Consider the following 17,992-nt stretch of genomic DNA (forward strand, 5'->3'; position numbering starts at 1 on the left):
AAGATAAGCGGGGATAGGGTACGGTACCACAGCCTGGCCCCGGCAAGCGGGTGCCGGTCCGAAAGGCTTTGGTAAGCCGGGCATGATTTTCGGAGGCATAGGGAGAGCTTCATCGGATCGGGTCTGTCTCGGCTGATGAAGCTCCCGCTGGATGAGAGCAATAGAGAGAGGGGGGACGATGATTTTGCTTATATCCAAGCGGACCGGGTATTCCGGCTTGTTAGCCAGGCTCGGGATACCAATCTTCGTGTTGATCGTCACCTTCATCGCTCTTTTTGCAGCAGCGGCCAGCTACATCCTCATCCGGGTGCAAAATGAACATAACCTCAAGCTGGCGGAGCAGTCGATGAAATTCGTCGATAGAAACATCGAATACCAGTTCGATACGATGAATAACATGGCGGCGTTTATTATGAGCAATCAGTCGATAGAAAATTTGCTGGAGAAGACGCACCCGCAGCCGTATGATGCCGTCGACGACTTTTACACGCTGCAGATGAATTTGCAGAATTTGTCCCTATTGTCGCTGCTTAACAATTTCGGCCCCCTCTCGGTTGCACAGCAATCCTACGTTGTGGCAGTCACCCTGGCTCCCGGCAGCGGACTGTACACTATGGCCTCGGACCATTTCGATCCTTCCACGGGAATTTTCAAGGAGGCGGACTTGAAAAACGAGGAATGGTTCCAGCAGCTGCAGCATGGGGAACGACAGACCGTCTGGTGGGCGCAGAACACGGACACACTGCACGCCCCGATGATTTATTCCGCGAGAAAGAAGACGAGCATCAAGGACGGCAGGACGATCGGCACAGTTATCGTTGGCGCGGATACGCGCAGCATTCAGGGGGTATTTGACAATGCTCCGCTCGAGAAAGGCTATCATCTTCTGCTTGATGAAAAAAACCAGGTTATATACAGCGAGCGGTACGCTTTTCTGGAAGATGCGGGAGCGCTTCCTTTCGTTGACTCGCTATCCGGTAGCAATGCCTCAGTTGTGACGAAGATCGACGGGGAGAACCACCGTGTGATGTCCGAAGCGTTAGGAAACGGGTGGAAGCTGCTGGCGGTTGTACCGGAAAGCCACTTCAGCCGCTATACGTTCGCCATATCAGCTATCGCGGTCGCGACCGCCCTTATCGCGCTGCTGGTTGCTGGCATCTGGCTGCGAAGCATTGTCGTACGGGTGACCGTTCCGATCTCCAGATTGGTTGGCGCCATTCAGCGCCCAGGGGTCGTCGAGCGAAAGGAGCCGTTCGTGTACCGGAATACCGGCATCTATGAAGTGGATGAGCTGAATGAGAAATTTGCTTCCATGCTGAAGACGATTCATGATTTGATCGAGCAATCCTTTAAGGAAGAGCTGGAGCGCCGGGAGCTGCGTCTGGAGCTGCTGCATGCTCAGATCAATCCGCATTTTTTGTACAATACGCTCGATCTTATCAACTGCCGAGCCATTATGGCAGGTGACCGGGAAACAAGCCGGATCGTTCGTTCCTTGGCCAATGTATTCCGCTACGGGCTAAATCAAGGACAAACCTGGATTACTCTGGAGGATGAGCTGAAGCAGGTTGAAGCCTATCTCCACATCCAGAAGATGCTGATGAACGACCTTCACGTGGAGATTCATGTGCCAGACTCCTGTTTATCCGCGAAAGTTGTGCATCTGACACTGCAGCCGCTGGCGGAGAACGCGATTATACACGGCTTTGCCGGCCGACGGTCCGACTGCCGGATCGTCATCTCAGCCCGCAAGGAAGGAACGGAGCTGGTGCTGCGGGTGAAGGACAACGGCCGCGGCTGCGACGCGGAGCGAATGAACCGGATGCTGGGGCAGCAGCCGGAGATCGATACAGGCGGCAAACTGATCGTTGCCAACGGCTATGGTACAATGAATGTCCACCGGAGAATCCAGCTTCACTGCGGAGAAGCATTCGGTCTGCGTTATGTGGATGCAGTGGAAGGTACCTGCGTGGAAGTCGTGCTGCCTTATAGCCAGGCTGTACGGGAAGCGGCTGGACAACGGAGGGGAACAGATGTATAAACTATTGATTGCCGAAGATGTAAGAACGGTCAGGGAAACGCTGGTACGCTCCGTTCCTTGGCATGCCTTGGGCATCGAACTGCTGGGCGCTGCAGAGGATGGGGAAGAGGCACTCGACCGGCTTGTGCGAGAAGAAGCGGATTTGCTCCTAACCGATATCGGGATGCCCGGCATGAACGGCCTGGAATTGATCGAGTCGGCAAAAGCTCTTAAGCCGGAGCTCGCATGCATCATCTTATCCGGACTGAATGAATTTGATCATGCACGGCAGGCTATCAAGCTGCAGGTGCTCGACTATATTCTGAAGCCGATCGACATGGATGAGCTGGAACGGGTCGTATCAAGCGCGGTCGAGTCGCTGCATAAGGGGAGGGAAGAGCGGCGGACACTGGCGTTCGCGGAACAAGCCGCCAAGGATCATCTGCCGCATTTATCGGAAGCGCTGCCTCCCGCGGAATGGGCAGGAAGCGTGAAGAAGAAAAAGCTGGCGGAGCGTGCGCTCCGCTACATGAAGGAAGCAGATCTGCGTCAAGAGCTGATGCTCTCGGACGTGGCGGCGGCAGTCGGGCTGAGCGACAAATATTTGAATCAGCTGTTTAAAGAAGTGACCGGAACGACCATCCATCATTCGATGATTCGTCTGCGAATGGAGGAAGCGGCCCGGCTGCTGAAAGACCCATCCGTCAAAATATACGAGATCTGCGAGCGGATCGGGTATTCGGATCAGGATCATTTCCGGGAGAGCTTCAAGAAGCAGTTCGGACTAACTCCAACGGATTATCGTAACCGGTACTTATAGGGGGGGGGCCATTGCCCCCGGAGGTTCCATTATGCGAGTCTACCGTACCTCTCATGCCTATGTATCCATCGGATATAAGGGAAGGAACATAGGATTACAACTTGATGCTGCCTGACTACAATTCATATGAGAGAGGACCTGCCTAATGTTCTCGATCGATGGTGTAAGGGTAAATGGTCAATGTAGTATCGGCTGTACTGCCTTACAACCTTATACCGTCCGTTCCCCGCTTTATAAGTGATGATGAAATAATCCCATGGGCACCAAGCTTAAGCTGTTCCTTCCAGGATTTCCAATGTAGGCCGATTGGGTAAATAGAGATCGATTATCGCATGGTTGTCCGCAACAAAGTAAACTGTTTGGCAAGAAAAAGCGGCGTATAAGGCATGTCATTTCGAAGCCAAGAAACGATTGTCCCGATTAAGGCGGAAGAACCGTACCAGATAGCAATATCTTTTTGAATGCCGTCTGTCGAACGGGAACCGCCCTCCATGATCTCTTCTATTCTTGCGCTAATCAATTCTGACAATAGCTTTAACAGACGATCCGTAAAGATCGGAATACGTTTGGATGCAAGAACGACTTTATAAAATGAGGCATGCTCGGCAATATGCTCGAGTAAACTAATCAGCGCCGGCAGCTCTTCTTCCGAGGAATTAGAGCTAGTCGGTGTTTTTTGCAAAACCCCTGTAATTTCTATAATCATGTCATCCGCCATCTTCTCCAGCATATCTGGAATATCCCTATAATGCAGATAAAAGGTAACTCGGTTAATGGTTGCCCTCTCAGAGAGGCGATTGACCGATATTTTCTCAATCTCCATTTCCTGAAGCAATTCAATTAAAGCATTTCTAAGAAGTTGACGTGTACGAAGTACACGGGGATCCATACGAGGCGGCGTTTTGTCCATCGGATTCTATCCTTTCCTTTTTATATAAAAACTACAAATGATTTGCCGGACGTAGTATTTTTTCAGGATTAGCTACAGAAATAATGTGTTCTGTATTCTAATTTACACTTCATCATTATGTGTCGCTTGTAAATACGGCTGTCTTATTTATAATCTAATTTATATATTGTTAACTATACAACAAGATGTAAACTAAGTCACGATCAGCTTGATGACTAAAATAAGAAGATGGTGAGATTCTTGAATGATCCTCATTGAGGCTGGAAAATCTTCATATCTCAGTAAACTATTTGGAGGGATTTATTATGCGTTTGGAAGGTAAAGTAGCGGTCGTTACCGGGGCAGCCTCAGGCATGGGCAAAGCCATTGCTGAACTGTATGCAAAAGAAGGAGCAAAGGTGGTCGTCTCCGATTTGAATATGGAAGGTGCTGCAGCAGTTGTAGAGAGCATTAAATCCAACGGCGGCGAAGCCATTGCTGTGAAAACGAATGTTGCCGACTTGAATGACATTAATAGTATGATCGATACGGCTGTTAATGAGTACGGAACGCTTGATATTTTGGTTAACAACGCCGGCATTATGGATAACATGGCACCCGTATGCGACGTGGACGACGATAAATGGGATCTTATTTTTGATGTAAATACGAAAAGCGTTATGCGTGCAATCCGTAAATCGATTCCCATCTTCCTGGAAAAGGGGAAGGGCGTTATTATAAACACAGCCTCTACGGGCGGTTTCAGCGGCGCCCATGCGGGAGCAGCCTATACAGCTTCTAAGCATGCCGTTGTCGGTATCACCAAAAACACAGGCTTTATGTACGCGCAAAAAGGCATACGCTGCAATGCGATAGCACCGGGTGCGACGATGACGAACATCACATCATCGATCCATAACGTGAATGAGTTCGGTGCTTCCCGAACAAAAGTAACCCAAGGAGTTATTCCGCGCATCGGCCAAGCCGAAGAAATCGCACAAGTGGCTCTCTTCCTTGCATCCGATGAATCAAGCTTTGTGAATGGCACGGTCATCACCGCAGACGCCGGGTGGACAGCAGGCTTCTAAGAAGCCGATCTTTTGGATCTATATTTCGTGTACGAAATAAAACGAAGGGTCAATAACAAATGAGCAAAATGCACATCGGCGAATCTATAAATAAACTGACTATTATTTTCAATACTCCGATGGGGATTGAGGTAGAGAGTCTTCTGGAGGATTTGGCACCGGAGGAACTGGATAGCATTATCCGGTCATTGGATCTGCTGACCAGTTATTTGGAGAAGAAGGTTGAGGAAGAACCATGAACAGGAAATATATGATTCTCGCCGTATCGATGATTGTTGCAGCTGGGGGCGGGTGCTCGTTCTGGTACCAAGTCAAGAGTAAATAGGAGGCATTAAACATGTCAGACCCGTCTCAAGCTGCAGCAGCGGCCCCTCCGCTCGATCATACGGAGGAGTCTAACTTTTGGCTGCCTCTTATTGCTATTATTCTGGCTACCTTCGTTTCGGTACTAAGCAGCAGCTTGGTGAACGTTGCGCTTCCCAAGCTGTCAACTGTATTCGGAGTACCGACGACAACAATTCAATGGGTTGTCACCGGTTTCATGCTGGCGTCGGCGGTTGTTATTCCGGCGAGCGGCTTTTTGTCCGCCCGATTCGGCAGCAAGCAGGTGCTCCTTCTTTCCGTTATCGGTTTTACGATGGGATCTTTATTGTGCGGCCTTGCGTGGAATGATACAAGCTTGATTGCATTCCGGATTTTTCAAGGGTTGACGGGCGGTTTCATCATGCCGGTCGGTATGGCTGTTATCTATACGATCGTACCGCGACAGCAAATCGGTCTGGCGATGGGGATCTGGGGTGTTGCAGCAATGGTTGCGCCGGCCCTCGGTCCTACGCTAGGCGGCTTTTTGATTCAGTACTACAGCTGGAGAACGCTGTTCTTTTTAAATGTGCCGGTTGGCGTTGTCGCTGCAATAGCCAGCTACTTTTTTCTAAAGGACGGCGTGAAGCAGACCAATCTGAAATTCGATACGCTTGGGGCCGCAATGTCGGTCATTTTTTTCGGATCACTGCTGCTTGCCTTGAGTAAAGGGCAAACGGAAGGATGGACCTCCCAGTATATCGTCACTTTGTTCTTCATTTCCGCAGTAAGCTTTGCACTGCTTTTATGGGCAGAATTGACCGCTGAGGCGCCCCTTCTCAATTTGAAGGTGTTCAAGAATCCGCAATTTAGCGCAAGTACGTTGACCGCAGGACTTATCACTATGGCCATGATGGGTGGTACGTTCATGATGCCGATTTATCTGCAGAACGTGCAATCCATGACAGCACTGGATTCCGGTATTTTACTGCTTCCACAGTCGGTAGCTATGGCACTTATGATGCCGATAAGCGGGAAGCTCCAGGAGAAGATTGGTGTTCTCCCGTTAGGCGTCATCGGGCTGCTCATCCTTGGTGTAACAACGTATGATCTTTGTAAGCTTACAGCGGATACATCTCATCTGTGGATTAATGTTGTATTAACGATTCGTGGCTTTGGTATCGGGCTATGTATGATGCCGATTTCAACGGTCGGGATGAGCAGCGTCCCAAAAGAACTGATCAATGATGCGTCGCCGCTTTCTAACGTAACCCGTCAAGTAATGAGCTCCATGGGGATCGCAATCTTGACCACCATCATGAATTCACGGCAATATTTTCATTACTACCGCATTACAGAAGATGTGCCGAGCTATTCGGAGGCTGCCGCTTCCTTCATCTTGACTTTATCCGGGGTGCTTATGCAGGGAGGCGTCGATTCAGCGACCAGCAACAGCACGGCGATAAGTTATCTGGCAGGCATAATGCAAAAGGAAGCGCTGGTTCGCGGTATCGCAGATACTTTCTACGTTTCAGCTATACCAGCATTCATTTGTATTCCTCTTGTCTTTTTGCTGAGAGAAAAAAAGAAAGCAAAGGAGCAGCCCGCTTCGGCTTCGGTTTCTTCCGAAAGCTCAGAAATCCATGCGGCAGAGCCTGTTAAAGCATAAGTTTGTGCCAGTATTTCGACAACGTGTCGGATGACAAGGAAGAATACTATTTCAGACCCACATCAATCGTGGGTTTTTATTTTTATCTTTTCGAACGCGGAGGAGCAAAATGACAGAGTATACATCGGCTATCTCAATGCAATAAGTCACCGGGCAAACATGATAGGTTTATAAAATTTCGTGAAGGTTCTTCCACCTTGTTTTTGTAGTGAAGATAAGTATATATGTCAAAATGTAATATATATGTTGCATTATGACATATATATTTGTTACAATACACACGAGAAATCTTATACAGAGGAGTGGGAGTCATGATTTGGACCAGGAAGAGCGCTGTGGAGGATGAACGTATTGTTAACATGAAAAACAAAATTTTTAAAGAAGCTTATGCGCTGATCATGACGATCTGCAGTATTTCCGTCATTGTGAAAACCTTTATGTCCTCCGATATGGAATCCGTTATGCTGGAGCTGCTCATTCTTGCGGGAGGGAGCCTTTATTGCTTTATCCGCAGCGTAACGCTGGGATTGTATTCCGACGAAGTAGAGGTGCACGACAGGAAAAGAAAAATGTCGTTCAGCAAACGAATCGCATTTACGGGTCTCGTTATCGGCTTTTCTATCGCCATGCTGCTCGGTATTCGAAGCGCAGTACTTTATGGGGATGGCGGCGGTGCAACCACAATCAAATATTTCTTTATCGTCTTCTTCGTCTCGCTAATCATCTATATCCCGTTTTTTGTGGCGGCCGTCTCGGGTCTTCATTATTTTGCCAACAAAGTAAGCCGGAATATGTCGCACAACGATCTGGAATCGTAGAGAAGAGATGAGGCGGACGCGCAATGAAAAATATCAAACTCAAGATGGCTCGGGTGGAAAAGGATCTTTCTCAGGAAGAGCTTGCCCGGATCGTCGGTGTTTCCAGACAAACCATAGGATTAATCGAATTGGGCAAATATAATCCGTCTCTCAGTTTGTGTGTGGCCATTTGCAAGGCGCTGTCTTGCACGCTCGACGATCTGTTCTGGGAAGAGGAATAGAACACGTAAAGGAGAATAGTCTACCATGAAATCAATTTCTAGTATAAGTAAAGTTTCTGCGGCATTTCTGCTGACGGTCTCCATTCTGGGAGCCGCCGTTACTTTAGAAGGAGGTTCTCGGACGGCTTATGCCGCCGAAAATTCTCAGAACCAGGCTGCCGAAGGGAAGGGCGCCCGTACATCCGATGAAAAAATCGCTGATTGGAAATCATGGGCCAAAGAGAACGTATACCGTCTGGATACGATCCAGCCCTCTAATGGTGATGGTGGGACGGACTCGTTCCGGGATCTGAACATGCTGAAGCCTCTGCTGTATGACAAACGTATTGTTTTTCTGGGCGAAAGCTCCCATGGTGTTGCTGAGTTCAACCTCGCGAAGACCCGGCTCATTCAATTTCTTCATCAAGAAATGGGCTATAACGTACTGGCCTTTGAGAGCTCCCTAGGAAACGCCGCTTTGGCTTACGGCAAGTCCGGACAACAGAGTGCGGAACAGACGTTGAAGCAGTCCATTGTCGGTGTGTGGGCATCCAAGGAAACCTTGCCCTTATTCGATTATATTCATGCGTCACAAAACAGCCGGCAGCCTCTCATATTAACAGGCTTCGACATGCAGCTGCAGTACCCGTTATTTGACGGTACATGGCTTAAAGATGAGGCGGTAGCCAAGCGGCTTGCCGAAGCGGAGCAAAAACTGTCCAATTACTCGCTCGGCAAAGAGCTGGAGGCTTACCGCCAAGAGAAGAAACCGTTGATCGAGGTATATAAGGAAGCGTTAGTATCATTGCAGTCGGATGCGAATCAAGATTATTTAAAAATAAACTATCCCAATAATCCAAAACTCGCAGTTCTGCTCGAAAGAAGCCTGAACGACCGGATTCGGGTAGCGGAGGAGTATGTGGAGATCTCGATCAGGTCCAACATCGGCCTGGAAGCCGGTGATCCCGCCCCTTTTTACGAATCGATGACATGGCGGGACAGGGCCATGCTTGATAATCTCATGTGGCTCGCTACCCAGGTATATCCTAACGAGAAGTTTATCGTCTGGGCTCACAACGATCATATCCGTAAAGCGCACTCTGAAGTGATGGGCACGCCGTACCCGGTTTCATTGATGGGGGAAATGCTCTCCGATGAAATGAAAAAGTATAGTTACGTGCTTGGTCTTTATCCAGCCAGCGGGAAAACCGCCGATAACTTAAGAAAATTGCATGACGTTGCCCCACTTGATCCCGGCTCGATCGAATCCATTTTATCGTCTGCCGGTTCTCCTTATACCTTTGTTGATATGCGCTATCGGAACAATGGAGCTGGCAGCTCATGGATGTTCGAGCCCCGTTTTGCCTACAGCTGGGGAATGATTCCGGAAAGCATCATCGCCCGCGATCAATACGACGGAATTCTGCTCATCAATAATGTGAATCCGCCTCAGTATTTGTCGAAGTGAATAACCGGCTGCATATTCAAGCTGCAGCACAACTAAAAAAGAACACCAATTATGCCGAGGCCTATCCGGGCCCCGGCTTTTGTACGTATTTCGAAGGACTGTACCTACGGGCATGCACTGCAAAATTGACAGTGCTCAAATTAACTTTTCTCTAAACGCGAATCTCAATGTTTTTTCAATGCAAAAAGTCACTCAACCACAAAGTAGTGTTATTTTTTCACAAAGTAGCGTTACTTAAGTAAGCGCATTCTTGATATGCTAGGAAGCAGGAGGCGAAGTTGTGAAACGGGGAGCGCGCTAGGCAAGAAGCCCGATTTGCAAACTAGGAGCATCATATGCTAACGAGGATTTAAAGGAAAAGGGGAGTATGTATGAACAAGATTATGAAAGCGGTATCTATCACTATGGTTCTGGTTTTGATGACATTAATGGTAGCTGCTTGCTCCAAGAAAGAGCCGGGGGATGCCGGGAAGGCGGCCGGTGCCAAAAAGAACGCAAAGCTGGATTTCGTTTGGTTCTCGGACGGCAATGAAGGCGAGATCATGAAAGGCATCATTAAAGATTATGAGGCTAAAAACACGAATATCAAAATTAATATGATCGAGGTTCCTTTCAAGGACTTGAATACGAAGCTGAAAACGATGATCGCTGGCGGACAACCCCCTGCGCTTGCCCGCGTCACGACAGATCTTGGGGCATTCGCCAATCAAGCGGTAGATTTGAGCCAGAACAGCGGCGGTTTGGATTCCTTTACCGGTCAGTTCCTCGATTCATTGAAACCGTTCTATGTCGTCAATGGCAAAGCGGTGGCTGCTCCCATGGACGTGACGGCCAACGGATTGATCTACAACAAAACTCTGTTTGACAAAGCGGGGGTCAAAGTGCCGACATCTCCTGACAATGTCTGGACATGGGACGAGTTCTCCGCTGCCTTGAAGCAGGTTATGGACAAGGGCGGAGCCAAATACGGTCTCGTATGGGACTATACGCCGCAGCGCTGGTCGACCTTGCTGTATCAATTCGGAGGCAGCATGATGAGTCAAGACGGTGCGAAAGCGACGATCAACAACGAAGCAGGCGTGCAGGCGGCGGAATATTTTAAGAAGCTCCATACGGACGGCATCGCCCCGACATCTGTTTGGCTAGGCGGGGAAAACCCGAATAATTTGTTCCGCACCGGAACGGTTGCCGCTCATTTCGCAGGAAACTGGATGATCAGCAACTATAAAGATATTACGAACTTTGAGTGGGGCGTTACGTATATGCCGAAGGGCAAAGTGCGCTCCTCGGTGCCCGGCGGCAAATTCGCCATGGCGTTCAAAAATTCCGGCGTGGAAAAAGAAGCGACGGATTTCATCAACTACATTTCGAGCAAAGAAGTGAACTCCAAATTTACACAAGAAGCGCTATTCCTGAGTCCGCGCAAAGACAGCGCCAAGCTGGACTACGCTTTCGGCAAAGACATGATGGAAGTGTTCTCGAACGAACTGAACAACACGGTACCGGCTGCGGCGGAGGATTGGTCCAGACAAACGGTCGTGCCGAAATTCAGCAACGATTTGAAAACGACGATATCGGAAATCGTTGCAGGAAAAACGACGGCGCAGGCAGGTCTTGATAAGATTGCCGGCTTGATCGATAAAGCGATTAAAGATGAAAAGAGGGGGCAACCCTGATGTCTGCACAAGCCTCGGCCGCCAAGGCGATACAAAAAAGGAAGCGGCCCAATCCATCCATGGGTTGGATTCCGTATCTGTTTGTGCTGCCTAACTTGCTCATTTTCACCACGTTTATCGTCATTCCTATGATTACCGGGTTTGTCTATTCATTTCATGAGTATGACGGATTGAATCCGATGGAATTCGTCGGTCTGGATAATTACAAAGAGCTGTTTACCAACGGCGAGTTTTGGACGGCGCTGGGAAAAACGGCCCTCTATGCGCTTATCGTAGTGCCCTTGATTTACTGCTTGTCGCTCGCCGTAGCGATGATGCTGATTCAGCCGCTCAAGTGGAAAGGCCTGTTTCGCTCCGTCTTTTATTGGCCTACGATGATTTCTTATATCATTGTCGGTTTGACTTGGAAATGGATTTTCGGTGATTTCGGCGTTTTGAATTACTTCCTGACGCTTTTTGGTATCGAGCCCGTACATTTTCTGTCCGATTCCTTTTTTGCGAACGGTTCCGTTATTATCGCCACCGCCTGGTCGCGTCTTGGATTTTATATGGTCATTTTTATGGCCGGTTTGCAAGCCATTCCGACCGATTTTTACGAAGCGGCAAGACTGGATGGGGCTTCCAAGCTTCGGGTATTCCGGAGCATTACACTGCCTCTGCTCAAGCCGACGACCGTTCTTGTCATTATGCTTTCCCTGATCGAGGCGGTAAAGGCCTATCCTCTATTGTTTGCTCTGACAGGCGGCGGACCTGGCAAAGAAACGACGTATGTCGTGCAATATATTTATGAAACCGGCTTTGCCAAGCAGGAGCTGGGGATGGCCAGCGCCATGTCGGTGCTGCTGTTTATACTGATTTCGCTGTTTACCGCATTGCAGTTCAGACTGTCCAAGGGAGGCGCCGACTAACGTGGAACTGAAAACATCTGCCAAAATATCCTTGTACCTTCTTCTGTTTGTACTGGCTGCCGCATGGCTGTTTCCCGTGCTTTGGATCGTCCTCTCGTCCTTCAAGACGAACAACGATTTGTACAGCTTTCCTCCGCGGTTTTGGCCCGAGCCGTTTACTTTCGAGCACTTTACCGATGCTTTCGAGAAGGGTAATTTCGGCCGGTACTTTATGAACAGTGCCATAGTAACGATTAGCTCGACGGTGCTGCTGCTGCTGATCAACTCGATGGCGGGGTTCGCGCTGGCAAAATACAAATTTAAAGGGGATTCCCTGCTGCTTGTCGGATTCGTGTCTACATTGATGATTCCGCTTGAGGTGATTATGATCCCGATCTTTAAGGTGCTCAGCTTTCTGGGTCTGTTCAACACCCTGCTGGCTCTTATCATTCCTCCTGCGGCCACCCCGACCGGGGTATTTCTGATCAGACAGTACTTGCTTAGCGTTCCGGACGAGCTGCTCGAAGCAGCGCGGATGGACGGGGCAACCGAATGGCGGATTTATTCGCGGATCATTTTGCCGCTGTGCAAGCCTATATTATCGGTTCTTGCGATTTTCTCTTTTATGTGGCGGTGGGACGATTTTCTATGGCCGTTGATCGGCATCAGCGATCCGTCCTTGTATACCATTCAATTGGCCCTGTCCAACTTTATGGGGGAATTCAATGTGGACTGGGGCAGTCTGCTCGCGATGTCTGTTATTACGATGATCCCGGCGCTTGTTGTATTCATTATTTTCCAACGGCAATTTGTGAGCGGAATGGTGACCTCCGGCATGAAATAACGGCAGGGTCTGTAGGAAACCGCAAAGTAGTATTATTTTTAAACAAAGCAGCGTTACATGGGGCTCTGTATTCTTGATATGCTGGGAGCAACCAAACGATGGGAGGCATAAGAACGTGTTGAAGGTAGCTATTATCGGAGCGGGCGCGATTTCAGCGGCGCATATGGAAGGATATTTGCAATTTCCGGAGCGATGCCGCATTGTTGCAGTCAGCGATATTTATGTTGAAAAGGCGCAGGAGCGCATCGACCAGTTCGGGCTTGAGGCCCGGGCGGTCAAGGATTACAAGGAGCTTTTGCAGGAGGATATCGATCTCGTCTCCATCTGCACGCCGCCCTATACGCATGCGGAATTGGCTGTCCAATTTATGGAAGCCGGTGCTCATGTTCTGGTGGAGAAGCCGATGGCCTCTTCTCTTGAAGAATGCGACAGGATGAATGAAGCGGCCCGAAGGACAGGCAAAATGCTATCCGTAGTGGCGCAGAACCGGTTCAAAACGCCCATGATGAAAATGAAGGCGGTTCTGGAGAGCGGCCTCATCGGAAAAGTCCTCCATGTGCAGGTCGATTCGTTCTGGTGGCGGGGACACTGCTACTACGATCTGTGGTGGCGCGGAACCTGGGAGAAGGAAGGGGGAGGGCCGACCTTAAACCATGCCGTGCATCATATCGACGCACTGCTCTGGATGATGGGAAGTCCGGTGGAGCTGCAGGCTATGATGAGCAATGTTGCGCATGACAATGCGGAGGTCGAGGATCTTTCGATCGGCATGCTCCGGTATGCGGACGGCGCTCTGGGACAGCTGACCAGCTCGGTTGTCCATCATGGCGAAGAGCAGCAGCTTATCTTCCAGGGGGAAAAAGCGAGGGTTTCGGCACCATGGAAGGTGAACGCGTCCAACTCGCGAGCGAACGGGTTCCCCGAGCCGAATACAGCGCTGGAAGCTCAGCTTCAAGCTTTGTATGACGGGCTGCCCGAGGTGGCCTATGAAGCGCATACGGGACAAATCGATAATGTATTAACCGCTATAGAGACGGGCGCTCCCGTGCTGATTGACGGTATTAGCGGCCGCCAGACCCTGGAGCTCATCACCGCGATCTACAAGTCGGCCAGCACCGGCGAGAAGGTCAAGCTTCCGCTTACCGAACAAGATCCGTTCTACACAAGAAGCGGGGTTCAAGCTAATGCCACGCGATTTTATGAGAAAAAAACGTCGATTGAAAATTTCGCGTCACAGTCGATTACAACGGGAAGCACTTATCAATAAAAAAAGGGGATCTATAGAACATGCAAAAGAGTGACGGAATGAATTACGCGCCGAAAGGCAATTTTAATGCGGTCTGCGGGCCCGGAGAGTTCATCTTCGCTGCGGCGGCACTGGACCATGGTCATATATACGGCATGTGCAACGGATTGAGGGAGGCGGGCGGCCAGTTAAAATGGGTGTATGACCCGGATCCGGCGAAAGTGGAGGCATTCGTGAACGCTTATCCGGAAGTGCGGGCGGCCCGCTCGCTGGAGGAGATTTTGCAAGATGATGAGGTCAAGCTGGTCGCTGCAGCCGCCATTCCTTCGGACCGCGGGCCTCTCGGGCTTCGCGTCATGGATCATGGCAAAGATTATTTCACGGACAAAGCGCCTTTCACGACACTGGAGCAGCTGGAGGCGGCCAGGAAGAAGACGGCCGAGACCGGACGTAAATATGCGGTCTATTACAGCGAGCGTTTGCATGTGGAAAGCGCGGTTTATGCCGGGCAGCTTATCCAGCAAGGGGCTATCGGCCGCGTCCTTCAGGTGATTGGCTTAGGGCCGCACCGGATCAACGCCAGCAGCAGACCGGACTGGTTCTTTGAGAAGGAGAAGTTCGGCGGTATTCTGTGCGATATCGGCAGCCATCAAATCGAGCAGTTCCTTTATTTCACCGGGGCGAAGGATGCCAAGGTTGTCCACAGCAAGGTCGCTAATTATCATTACCCTCAGTACCCCAACTTTGAAGATTTTGGCGATGCGACGTTGATCGGAGATAACGGGGCGACCGGTTATTTCCGCGTCGATTGGTTGACGCCCGACGGGTTAAGCACCTGGGGGGACGGGCGCTTGACGATCCTCGGTACGGATGGATACATCGAGCTTCGCAAATATGTGGATATCGCCCGCGATCTGACAAGCGACCACGTCTATTTGGTAAATCAAGAGGGTGAGCATCATTTTGCCGTAAACGGAAAAGTCGGCTTCCCTTACTTCGGACAGCTGATTCTGGATTGCCTCAACCGCACGGAGACGGCGATGACGCAGGAGCATGCCTTCAAAGCAGCGGAGCTGTGCCTGATTGCCCAACGCGATGCGATCGATATTGTTAAAAGTCGGGAGTTGTCGTAAAGACGGATTGGTTTTGCCACTGCTTCCGGTATTGGTGCGGTGTGACTCCCAGTTGTTTTTTAAATGTTTTGCAAAAAAAGGAGCAGTTGGGCATCCCGACGGATTCCCCGATGTACGCTACGGATTGATCGGTGGAGATAAGCAGCTTCACGGCCTGCTGCATCCGCCTCGCGATCACGTAGTCGGAAATGCTGGAGCCTGTGCACTCCTTGAACAAGTGGGATAGATGGTGCGGAGACAGATGCAGCTCTCCCGCCATCTTCTCCAGACGAAGCGGTTCGGTATAATGCCCCTCCAGCCAGGCGAGAATTCGCTCGGCTTGGTGGGGTTTTCGCGTTACGCTCTTGCTGATCTGGCCCTTGCTTTTTTGCTCCCAAAGCGGCTTGAATTCGCGGAAGAACGAGATGAGAAACAAGGAGTATTCTTCGAGCGCATCTTTTTTGTTTAAAGCGGGCAGTCTGTGCTCCATGCTTTGCAGCAGCGAGTGAAACTGCATCGACGGTTCAAGCTGATACAGGCACGGATATGGCAGCTTGCTTGTATGAATATGTCTGAAAAAAGCCGCCAGACTGGGCCATTTCTCGAAATAAGCTTCATAGAGCGAAGGCTCAAACTGAATGATGGAGCGAATGAAAGGTGTCTGCCGGGTAACTTCCATTTGGATATGATGCAGTTGATAAGGCTGAAAGAGACAAAGCGTGCCCGAGGTGACTTCGTAGCTTTTTTGATCGACGATCAGCGTTCCTTTCCCTTCATGGACGATCAATATTTCAATGCCTTGATGGGCATGGAACGTGCCTCGAAACGGCTCGATTTCCGTGCTTTGTCTTTTGTAGGCAAAATAAAGCTTAAGCTCATTCAAGTCGAGAGATTCAATATAAGACATATCCTTCACTCCTATCCCTTTTAGCTTACAAAAATAAAGGGGAGTAGGCAAGGAGCAGCGAAAGCCGAAACCTGTCCGGGATTCGGCTTTTGTTTGTATTTCCGAAGGACTGTACCTACGGGCATGCACTAAAGTACAAGTATTAGGGGGAAGATAATACTATAATAGGATTTAAAAAGAGGTGGTAAAATGGAATCTAGCCCAAGCCATGAGCAATTATCCGTTTCAAGGGGCCCCATTCTTATTTGGCTTAGCCTGGTCTATCTCACAGCGATCATTTTAGAAGTAACATCCGCTCCGTTACTGACCCAAATGCTTCTTTTTACAGGACTCATGTGCCTTCATGCGGGTTTGTATTGGTTTTCAAGCCAGCTTGTAACTAAGAGAGCGTGGATGTATTTTGTTATCCAAGGATTCTTGATCCTGGCATGCGGTTACGTTATGCCGAGCGGCTTTGAAGCCGTTCTCATTGGCTTATTCCCGATATTGATCGGTCAGAGCGTTGGAGTTTATTATAACGTGACGAAAGTTTTTTTTGTATGCCTGTTCGTATACATTTTGTATTATTCCGCTTTCGTTTATATTAAAGAAACAAACTATCCGCTGCTATTTTTATGCTTTTTAATCCTGTATACGATTATTACCGTTGCCTATGCCACGTTGTTTTTTCAACAGGTGCACGCCCGAATTCGAACGCAAACGTTTCTTCGAGAGCTGGAGCATACCCACCGGAAAGTAGAGGAGCTGACCTTGGCCAACGAGCGCCAAAGAATGGCAAGGGATCTGCACGATACGTTGGCGCAAGGCCTGGCAGGGCTCATTATGCAGTTAGAGGCGGTAGATGCCCATTTGTCGAACAACAATATACGAAGGGCTCAGGACATCGTGACACAGTCTATGGCTCAAGCAAGAAGAACACTGGGCGATGCCAGAGGAGCCATCGACGATCTGCGCTCCAAGCCTGCAGCGGAAACGGATTTTGCTGAAGCCGTCCGCGAAGAAATCCAACGTTTCACAAATGCCACAGGCATCCATGTGACCTCGGACATAAGAATTCAAGCTCCATTATCCGGTCTCATCATGGAACACGGGCTGCATCTCGTAAGTGAGGGATTGACCAATATAGCACGGCATGCTCAAGCCGAACGAGCCTGGATCGAAGTAATCACTGACAGCGATTCCCTTCTGATCGGGATCCGGGATAACGGCATCGGATTTAACACCCATACAATTGGTAAACAACCTAGTCACTATGGTTTACTGGGGATGATGGAGCGCACCCGATTAATAGGAGGAACGTTGGATATCAGCAGCGGGACTGAAGGCACTCACATAGAGGTCAAGGCTCCGCTTAGGAAAGGAGATTTGTCATGAAACATCAAGTGCTGATCGTAGATGATCATTTTGTCGTTAGAGAAGGACTCAAGCTAATACTGGAAACCAATGATCAATTTCAGGTCATCGGGGAAGCGGAGAACGGAGAGGTGGCTTTACGTTTGCTGGAAGAGCTGCGGCCCGACGTGATCCTGATGGATTTGAATATGCCCAAAATGAGCGGTCTGGAAACGATGCAGGTGTTAAAAGAAAGACAGTATGACGTTCCTGTCATTATTCTTACCACCTATAACGAGGATGAGCTGATGATAAGGGGGCTGGCGTTGGGAGCTAAGGGGTACTTATTGAAGGATACCGGCCGCGACCATTTGTTTCGAACGCTTGAATCGGCCATAAGAGGAGAGACGCTGCTTCAACCGGAAATTACGGCTAGAGTATTTGCCATGAAGGAGCAGGACATGACTCCTGTCTCCAAACCTGAAAAACCGATGATGTCCGAAAAGGAGCTGATCATCCTGCAGGCCGTCGCACGGGGCTTTCGAAGCAAAGAGATCGCGTTCGACATGGGGATTTCCGAACGGACCGTCAAGGCGCATCTGACGAATATTTATAACAAGCTTGGCGTAGATTCCCGTTCCGAAGCTGTAGCGGTTGCCGTGGAGCGTGGAATTCTGCACCTTTAATGCCCGATCGTACATAAGGCGTCTGCCCTT

Annotated in this window: 17 protein-coding genes; 15 read left to right on the forward strand and 2 right to left on the reverse strand. The window is 49.6% G+C overall.

The annotated features are described in order from the left end of the window. The first annotated feature begins 178 nt into the window (after positions 1 to 178). Positions 179 to 2,041: a cache domain-containing sensor histidine kinase gene (locus tag B1728_RS03335; RefSeq protein ID WP_179135860.1), complete on the forward strand. Its 1,863-nt coding sequence runs from the start codon at positions 179 to 181 to the stop codon at positions 2,039 to 2,041. Beyond that, the gene (locus B1728_RS03340) at positions 2,034 to 2,840 is read left to right on the forward strand and encodes a response regulator transcription factor (protein ID WP_179135861.1); all 807 of its coding nucleotides are present in this window, start codon (positions 2,034 to 2,036) and stop codon (positions 2,838 to 2,840) included. Before B1728_RS03335 ends, B1728_RS03340 begins: the two co-directional genes overlap by 8 nt. 325 nt (positions 2,841 to 3,165) lie before the next feature. On the opposite strand, the gene B1728_RS03345 is transcribed toward B1728_RS03340, so the two are convergent. After that, on the reverse strand, positions 3,166 to 3,750 hold the full coding sequence (locus tag B1728_RS03345) for a TetR/AcrR family transcriptional regulator (RefSeq protein ID WP_079908732.1): 585 nt from the start codon (positions 3,748 to 3,750) through the stop codon (positions 3,166 to 3,168). 305 nt (positions 3,751 to 4,055) lie between these two features. Between B1728_RS03345 and B1728_RS03350 the strand changes: the two genes are divergently transcribed. From B1728_RS03350 to B1728_RS03400, 11 genes are all read left to right on the forward strand, one after another. Then, complete coding sequence (locus tag B1728_RS03350; RefSeq protein ID WP_079908733.1) at positions 4,056 to 4,817, forward strand: SDR family oxidoreductase; 762 nt, start codon at positions 4,056 to 4,058, stop codon at positions 4,815 to 4,817. A 59-nt stretch (positions 4,818 to 4,876) separates the two neighbouring features. Next, complete coding sequence (locus tag B1728_RS03355) at positions 4,877 to 5,056, forward strand: hypothetical protein (protein ID WP_079908734.1); 180 nt, start codon at positions 4,877 to 4,879, stop codon at positions 5,054 to 5,056. Positions 5,057 to 5,154: 98 nt separating this feature from the next. After that, positions 5,155 to 6,786 carry a DHA2 family efflux MFS transporter permease subunit gene (locus B1728_RS03360; RefSeq protein ID WP_079908735.1) on the forward strand — a complete coding sequence of 544 codons (1,632 nt, stop codon included), beginning with the start codon at positions 5,155 to 5,157 and terminating at the stop codon, positions 6,784 to 6,786. A gap of 311 nt (positions 6,787 to 7,097) precedes the next feature. Next, positions 7,098 to 7,604, forward strand: coding sequence for a DUF6773 family protein (locus B1728_RS03365; protein ID WP_079908736.1), 507 nt, complete (start codon positions 7,098 to 7,100; stop codon positions 7,602 to 7,604). Positions 7,605 to 7,627: 23 nt separating this feature from the next. Continuing rightward, positions 7,628 to 7,825, forward strand: a complete 198-nt coding sequence (locus B1728_RS03370) for a helix-turn-helix transcriptional regulator (RefSeq protein WP_079908737.1) — start codon at positions 7,628 to 7,630, stop codon at positions 7,823 to 7,825. Positions 7,826 to 7,850: 25 nt separating this feature from the next. Then, complete coding sequence (locus tag B1728_RS03375) at positions 7,851 to 9,272, forward strand: erythromycin esterase family protein (RefSeq protein ID WP_079908738.1); 1,422 nt, start codon at positions 7,851 to 7,853, stop codon at positions 9,270 to 9,272. A gap of 371 nt (positions 9,273 to 9,643) precedes the next feature. Beyond that, on the forward strand, positions 9,644 to 10,948 hold the full coding sequence (locus B1728_RS03380; RefSeq protein ID WP_079908739.1) for an ABC transporter substrate-binding protein: 1,305 nt from the start codon (positions 9,644 to 9,646) through the stop codon (positions 10,946 to 10,948). Beyond that, on the forward strand, positions 10,948 to 11,856 hold the full coding sequence (locus B1728_RS03385; RefSeq protein ID WP_079908740.1) for a carbohydrate ABC transporter permease: 909 nt from the start codon (positions 10,948 to 10,950) through the stop codon (positions 11,854 to 11,856). Before B1728_RS03380 ends, B1728_RS03385 begins: the two co-directional genes overlap by 1 nt. A 1-nt stretch (position 11,857) precedes the next feature. Continuing rightward, entirely contained in the window at positions 11,858 to 12,679 is an 822-nt protein-coding gene (locus tag B1728_RS03390) for a carbohydrate ABC transporter permease (protein ID WP_079908741.1), read from the forward strand. Positions 12,680 to 12,794: 115 nt separating this feature from the next. Continuing rightward, entirely contained in the window at positions 12,795 to 13,946 is a 1,152-nt protein-coding gene (locus B1728_RS03395) for a Gfo/Idh/MocA family protein (protein ID WP_079908742.1), read from the forward strand. 20 nt (positions 13,947 to 13,966) lie between these two features. Beyond that, positions 13,967 to 15,058 carry a Gfo/Idh/MocA family protein gene (locus B1728_RS03400; RefSeq protein ID WP_079908743.1) on the forward strand — a complete coding sequence of 364 codons (1,092 nt, stop codon included), beginning with the start codon at positions 13,967 to 13,969 and terminating at the stop codon, positions 15,056 to 15,058. Here the strand turns inward: B1728_RS03400 and B1728_RS03405 are convergent. Further along, positions 15,036 to 15,944 carry an AraC family transcriptional regulator gene (locus B1728_RS03405; RefSeq protein WP_079908744.1) on the reverse strand — a complete coding sequence of 303 codons (909 nt, stop codon included), beginning with the start codon at positions 15,942 to 15,944 and terminating at the stop codon, positions 15,036 to 15,038. The genes B1728_RS03400 and B1728_RS03405 overlap by 23 nt on opposite strands. Positions 15,945 to 16,337: 393 nt before the next feature. Between B1728_RS03405 and B1728_RS03410 the strand changes: the two genes are divergently transcribed. Further along, the gene (locus B1728_RS03410; protein WP_256865209.1) at positions 16,338 to 17,318 is read left to right on the forward strand and encodes a sensor histidine kinase; all 981 of its coding nucleotides are present in this window, start codon (positions 16,338 to 16,340) and stop codon (positions 17,316 to 17,318) included. After that, positions 17,315 to 17,962 carry a response regulator gene (locus B1728_RS03415; protein ID WP_079908746.1) on the forward strand — a complete coding sequence of 216 codons (648 nt, stop codon included), beginning with the start codon at positions 17,315 to 17,317 and terminating at the stop codon, positions 17,960 to 17,962. The genes B1728_RS03410 and B1728_RS03415 overlap by 4 nt, the downstream gene beginning before the upstream one ends. Positions 17,963 to 17,992 lie beyond the last annotated feature (30 nt).

This window comes from Paenibacillus sp. 32352 (assembly GCF_002042965.1).
In the GTDB taxonomy this organism is placed as follows: domain Bacteria; phylum Bacillota; class Bacilli; order Paenibacillales; family NBRC-103111; genus Paenibacillus_S; species Paenibacillus_S vulneris.

Excerpts from the sequence above, each read along its gene's own strand:
- B1728_RS03380 (WP_079908739.1), top strand. The coding sequence starts at position 9,644 with ATGAACAAGATTATGAAAGCGGTATCTATCACTATGGTTCTGGTTTTG.
- B1728_RS03400 (WP_079908743.1), top strand. The coding sequence starts at position 13,967 with ATGCAAAAGAGTGACGGAATGAATTACGCGCCGAAAGGCAATTTTAAT.
- B1728_RS03335 (WP_179135860.1), top strand. The coding sequence starts at position 179 with ATGATTTTGCTTATATCCAAGCGGACCGGGTATTCCGGCTTGTTAGCC.
- B1728_RS03410 (WP_256865209.1), top strand. The coding sequence starts at position 16,338 with ATGTATTTTGTTATCCAAGGATTCTTGATCCTGGCATGCGGTTACGTT.
- B1728_RS03370 (WP_079908737.1), top strand. The coding sequence starts at position 7,628 with ATGAAAAATATCAAACTCAAGATGGCTCGGGTGGAAAAGGATCTTTCT.
- B1728_RS03365 (WP_079908736.1), top strand. The coding sequence starts at position 7,098 with ATGATTTGGACCAGGAAGAGCGCTGTGGAGGATGAACGTATTGTTAAC.
- B1728_RS03375 (WP_079908738.1), top strand. The coding sequence starts at position 7,851 with ATGAAATCAATTTCTAGTATAAGTAAAGTTTCTGCGGCATTTCTGCTG.
- B1728_RS03340 (WP_179135861.1), top strand. The coding sequence starts at position 2,034 with ATGTATAAACTATTGATTGCCGAAGATGTAAGAACGGTCAGGGAAACG.
- B1728_RS03345 (WP_079908732.1), bottom strand. The coding sequence starts at position 3,750 with ATGGACAAAACGCCGCCTCGTATGGATCCCCGTGTACTTCGTACACGT.
- B1728_RS03360 (WP_079908735.1), top strand. The coding sequence starts at position 5,155 with ATGTCAGACCCGTCTCAAGCTGCAGCAGCGGCCCCTCCGCTCGATCAT.
- B1728_RS03415 (WP_079908746.1), top strand. The coding sequence starts at position 17,315 with ATGAAACATCAAGTGCTGATCGTAGATGATCATTTTGTCGTTAGAGAA.
- B1728_RS03350 (WP_079908733.1), top strand. The coding sequence starts at position 4,056 with ATGCGTTTGGAAGGTAAAGTAGCGGTCGTTACCGGGGCAGCCTCAGGC.
- B1728_RS03385 (WP_079908740.1), top strand. The coding sequence starts at position 10,948 with ATGTCTGCACAAGCCTCGGCCGCCAAGGCGATACAAAAAAGGAAGCGG.
- B1728_RS03355 (WP_079908734.1), top strand. The coding sequence starts at position 4,877 with ATGAGCAAAATGCACATCGGCGAATCTATAAATAAACTGACTATTATT.
- B1728_RS03405 (WP_079908744.1), bottom strand. The coding sequence starts at position 15,944 with ATGTCTTATATTGAATCTCTCGACTTGAATGAGCTTAAGCTTTATTTT.